Source organism: Nitratidesulfovibrio liaohensis, from assembly GCF_011682075.1.
In the GTDB taxonomy this organism is placed as follows: Bacteria; Desulfobacterota; Desulfovibrionia; order Desulfovibrionales; family Desulfovibrionaceae; genus Cupidesulfovibrio; species Cupidesulfovibrio liaohensis.
This window is the reverse complement of sequence record NZ_VSMK01000244.1, coordinates 1-4,126: the sequence shown is the minus strand read 5'-3', so window position 1 is coordinate 4,126 and position 4,126 is coordinate 1. Positions and strand designations below refer to the sequence as shown.

At 66.3% G+C, this 4,126-nt stretch carries 5 protein-coding genes; 4 read left to right on the top strand and 1 reads right to left on the bottom strand.

The window, feature by feature from the left end; genetic code table 11:
- The 4 genes from FVW27_RS09450 to FVW27_RS09435 form a co-directional block, all read left to right on the top strand.
- Window positions 1-370, top strand: a 370-nt coding sequence (locus FVW27_RS09450) for an Hpt domain-containing protein (protein ID WP_167124614.1), incomplete at its 5' end; no start/stop codon positions are given.
- A gap of 280 nt (window positions 371-650) precedes the next feature.
- Entirely contained in the window at window positions 651-1,232 is a 582-nt protein-coding gene (locus FVW27_RS09445) for a TetR/AcrR family transcriptional regulator (RefSeq protein WP_167124612.1), read from the top strand.
- A 156-nt stretch (window positions 1,233-1,388) separates the two neighbouring features.
- Window positions 1,389-1,934: a DUF1499 domain-containing protein gene (locus FVW27_RS09440; protein ID WP_167124610.1), complete on the top strand. Its 546-nt coding sequence runs from the start codon at window positions 1,389-1,391 to the stop codon at window positions 1,932-1,934.
- Between the two features lie 553 nt (window positions 1,935-2,487).
- Window positions 2,488-3,420 carry a CorA family divalent cation transporter gene (locus FVW27_RS09435; RefSeq protein ID WP_167124608.1) on the top strand — a complete coding sequence of 311 codons (933 nt, stop codon included), beginning with the start codon at window positions 2,488-2,490 and terminating at the stop codon, window positions 3,418-3,420.
- A gap of 179 nt (window positions 3,421-3,599) precedes the next feature.
- Here the strand turns inward: FVW27_RS09435 and FVW27_RS09430 are convergent, their stop codons facing one another.
- On the bottom strand, window positions 3,600-3,977 hold the full coding sequence (locus FVW27_RS09430; protein WP_167124606.1) for a hypothetical protein: 378 nt from the start codon (window positions 3,975-3,977) through the stop codon (window positions 3,600-3,602).
- Between the last annotated feature and the right edge of the window lie 149 nt (window positions 3,978-4,126).

Below are 4,126 nucleotides of genomic sequence, written 5' to 3'. Positions count from 1 at the left end.
CCCTGGGCGCCCCGTTCCGCCCGCTGCTTCGGGCGGCCAGCGGCCCGAGCCGCACGGGCACATGGGCGACGACATCGAGCCCTTCATCCCGGGCTTGCTGGAAACTCTGGATGCCGCCCTGGATGACGCCCGGCGCGGTCGGGCCGACGGCAGCACCTTTGCCGTGCAGGAAGCGGCGGCACGCATCGCGGGCAAGGCGGAAAGCTTCGGCCTGCGAGTGCTGGAACGCATTGCCCGTTGCGTGGAACGGGCCGCCACCGCCGACGACATGGAAGCGGTGCGCGACCTGCTGCCCGAACTGGAAGCCGCCGTGGAACGCAACCGCATCGCCCTGGCCCCGCGCGTCGGGCAGGCCACCCGCCGAGGCTGAACCACCCGCCAGGCAACACGCCCCCATCCCGCCCCGGCCTTTCCCACCCAAGCCATTCCGGGCCGGGGCGCACCATCTGCCGTGCCTGTCCTGTTTTTTCGCGTGTTGCACAGCCCGCGAAAGGGCGGGACAAGCCGGTAACCGGCGCCCATCCCGGACGGATTGCATGTACGCCCAACACCAACGTTGACACCGCCCGGGAGTGGAGTTAGCCTTCTCTCGTTTGAGCGTTCACTCCTCGCTTCTGCCGTATCGCGGCAGACACTGAAAGGATTCCGACATGAAGCGCGACACCATCCTGCTTACCGCCGCCAAGCTGTTTGCCGAGCGCGGGTTCAACAACACCCCCACCAGCCTTCTCGCCAAGGAGGCGGGTGTGGCGGAAGGCACCATCTTCCGCCACTTCAAGACCAAGGACGACATCTTCCTCACCCTGATCCGCAACGTGAAGGATCAGCTCATCAGCGACATCGAGAAGTATCTCGAGGTGCGCGCCCCCGAGACCAGCGTGGAGAAGGTGGTCTCCATCATCAAGTCGTTCTACGTGTTCGTGAAGAAGAACCGCATGGAGTTCTGCCTGATCTTCCGCGACGCGCCCACCCGCTACGGCGAACGGAACGACGACGTGTTCCTGGCCATCAAGGAAATCTACTCCTACCTCAACGAGTACCTGCTGGTGGCCCTGCGCGAGGGCCAGCGTGACGGCTCGGTGCGTACCGACATCAACGTCGAGGACACCGCGTGCATGATCGTGGGCATCATGGTGGGCATCGTGCGCACCATCCACTTCCAGTTCGTGGAACCCACCGACGACCTGCTGCGCAACGTCATCGACAATGTCAGCCGCTTCCTGAAGCCGTAGCGGAGCCATCCGCACCGTTTTCCACGGGGCCGTTCCGCGCATACGGGGCGGCCCCTTGCCATGTGTCATGGGGCGGCGCCTCCGGTCCTGCATCCGCCCCGTTTCCGGTGTGCGGATCATGCCGCCACCCGCGCCCCGCACCCACGGGAGGCATCCATGTCTTCGTCCATCCTTCATGATCCCGCTGCGTTGCGCTCCCTGCTGCTTGTGCTGCTTCTTGCGGCAGGCGTGTTGTCCGCATGGCCACCGGGATCGATCCGGTCCGCCCATGCCGCGCAGCCAGGTCAGCCTGACGGGTCAGACCAGCCTGCCGGAGCAAATCTGCCTGTCGGGCCCGTGCGCCTGCCCGCCTGCCCGGACCGCCCCAACTGTGTCATAACCCAGGCCGAAGGCGCCGTGCGCGACGGGCAGTACATGGAGCCGCTGCCCTTCACCGGCGATGTGCCCCCTGCCATGCGGCGTCTGGCCGTGGCCCTGGGCGCCCTGCCCGGGTGCACCGTGACCGAAATGGACGGCCTGACAGTGCGCGCCCAGTGCCGCAGCAAGGTCTTCGGCTTCATCGACGATGTGGTGTGCGTGGCAGACCCGGAGGCCTCCGTGGTGCACCTGCGCTCTGCCGCCCGTTCCGGCTGGTGGGACTTCGGCGTCAACCGGGACCGGGCGGAGCAGTTGCGGCGCAGGTTTCTGGGATTGGCGCGCTAGCCCGCCAGCCCGCCGCCCCCGCGCATTTTCGGTTGCCAAGCTGCCCCAGCGGGCGTAAAGCAAACCCCGCAGCGTGCCACGGACTGGTCGTGACACACCGGGCGGCGGCCACACGGCCCGCCCGCACCCCTAACAGGAGCACAGACGTGGATTCCGGCGACAGTAGTAGATGCCCCATCGCATCGCACCGTTTCGCAACGACGCACCAGCGCCGCTGCCGCCGTCACGTCCGGGCCTGATCCCTTCCCGGTCTGCCCGGCGGCGCTGCGCGCCCCCGGAGGTGGACCATGTTCCGCAGACCGCTTTCCCTGCTTTTCGCATCTTCCCTGCTTTCCGGCCATTCCATCCGGCGCGCCCGCTGCCGGATGCATCGTCGCGTGCTGTCCGTGGCCCGTTCCGCGGACCCGTACTCGTGACGCTCCGCTGCCCCCGCCGCCGCATCCTGCCCTGATCCCCGTGCATCGGGCCTGGCGCGGCGCGCGGCTGTTTCCGGCACGCGCGGCATGCGCCGCGCGCCAGATCACACCCCGGAACGGACGCAAGGAGCCTTGCCGTGTTCACCATTCACAAGACCATCGACGGCGCGCTGACCCCCATCGACCACATCGAGCCCGACTGCTGGGTCAATCTTTCGAATCCTTCTGACGAAGAGCTGCGCCGCGCCTCGGTGCTGCTGGGCATTCCGCTGGACTACCTGATCGACCCCCTGGACGCCGACGAACGCGCCCGCCTGGAGCACGAGGACGGCATACTGCTGCTGGTCATCCGCGTGCCCATGGAAAACGAGGCCGACGCGCGCGTGCCCTACCTTACGTTGCCCATAGGCATCGTGATCACCCCTTCCGCCGTGGTCACGGTGTGCCGCTCGCCGCGCGACATCGTCACCGAACTGCTGAACGGGCGCGCCCGCACCATGGATACGGCCCGCCGCCTGTGCCTGGCCATCCACCTGCTGCAACGCACCGCCATCACCTACCTGAACGACCTGAAGGACATCAACCGTCGCACCGCGTTCATCGAACAGCGCTTGCAACAGTCCACGCGCAATCAGGAACTCATAGAACTGCTGAACATCGAAAAGAGCCTCGTGTACTTCACCACGTCGCTCAAGGCCAACGACATCATCATGGAAAAACTGCTGCGTACCCGTACGTTGCGCATCAGCGAAGAAGAAAGCGACCTGCTGGAAGACGCCATCACCGAAAACCGCCAGGCCATCGGCATGACCAACATCTACAGCGACATCCTTTCCGGCACCATGGACGCGTTTGCCTCCATCATTTCCAACAACATGAACACGGTGATGAAGTTCCTGACCGGGTTCACCATCATCCTGATGATCCCCAACATCATCACCGGCATCTACGGCATGAACATCGACACCCCCCTGCACGATTCGCCCTATGCCTTCGGCATCCTCTCCGGGGTGACCGTGGGGCTGTGCCTTGTGGCATGGCTGGTGTTCATCAAGAAACGCTGGCTGTAATCGCGCCCCCCTGACGCAACAACGTGACGCCCCGCACGGCATGGCAGTGCGGGGCGTTCTGCGTTCAGTGCAGGACCGGCGAGCGAAGACGCCGCACCAACAGCACGGCGGAAACAGTTGGAGGACGGCAAGGTGATTTACGGTGACTCGCCGTCGGCAAACGGTTCTGGATGCACTGCCTAGCGTTTGCCGTCCTTGTGCCGGGTCTTGGCCTCGGTGCGCTCCGGGTTGCCCGCCAGATGACGGTGGCGCTTCACAGCCAGACGGGCGAAGTCGCCTGCGATACGGGGCAGGTCGGAATCGCTCCAGATGTCCGCAAAGCCCGGCAGTGCGCGCACCGACGACGCCAGCACATACCCTTCGGTCGCATCCGGCATCAGGGTCACGTCGTCGTGGCGCACCGCCCCCGCCGCGCCCAGGGCGTCGGCCAGCAGCGTGGACATGGTTTCGGCAAAGAACCTGCGCACCTCGTCGGGCGATTCGGCGCGGTCCAGCCGTTCCCGAAAGCCGGGCAACTGCCCCTGCTCCAGCCGGGTGAACGAAACCTGTCGGGTCATGGGCACCTCCTTGCCGGGGCCGCCGTGACAAAGAAAGACGGCGGACGCGCGGCCCCCGAAGGGTCCGCCGCCTTACCCCCAGCCTAGCAGAAATACCCCCCCGCGCAAGCGCGCGACGGTCACCGCGCGCGCGGCACGGGCCGCGCCTG

What these genes read in the sequence shown, in the direction of transcription:
- FVW27_RS09440 (WP_167124610.1), top strand. Translation starts at nt 1,389, where the DNA reads ATGTCTTCGTCCATCCTTCATGATCCCGCTGCGTTGCGCTCCCTGCTG.
- FVW27_RS09445 (WP_167124612.1), top strand. Translation starts at nt 651, where the DNA reads ATGAAGCGCGACACCATCCTGCTTACCGCCGCCAAGCTGTTTGCCGAG.
- FVW27_RS09430 (WP_167124606.1), bottom strand. Translation starts at nt 3,977, where the DNA reads ATGACCCGACAGGTTTCGTTCACCCGGCTGGAGCAGGGGCAGTTGCCC.